The sequence below is a fragment of the Psychromonas aquatilis genome, assembly GCF_038155185.1.
Taxonomy (GTDB): domain Bacteria; phylum Pseudomonadota; class Gammaproteobacteria; order Enterobacterales; family Psychromonadaceae; genus Psychromonas; species Psychromonas aquatilis.
This window is the reverse complement of record NZ_JBAKAZ010000246.1, coordinates 1-234: the sequence shown is the minus strand read 5'-3', so window position 1 is coordinate 234 and position 234 is coordinate 1. Positions and strand designations below refer to the sequence as shown.

1 pseudogene is annotated in these 234 nt (G+C 37.2%); it reads left to right on the top strand.

Going from position 1 to position 234, the window contains the following annotated elements:
• Positions 1-21: 21 nt before the first annotated feature.
• Positions 22-234, top strand: a pseudogene (locus tag V6256_RS15465) (arginine decarboxylase); the annotation flags it as partial.

The window sequence follows — 234 nt, the reverse complement described above, 5'->3', positions numbered from 1 at the left end:
TACCAAGAAATATTTGTCGAGATGCATAATTTATTTGGTGATACACAGAGTGTTGTTGTCAATGTGGATGATCCGGGCGGATGGGAAATTGCATCAATTTATGAAGGCGATAGCGTGGAAGATGTAATGAAATATGTGCACATTGATGTAGAAGCTATTCGTGATAATTACCGTGCATTATCATCATCACGTGTATCTGAAGCGGATCAACATAGTATTTTAGATGAATTAGAG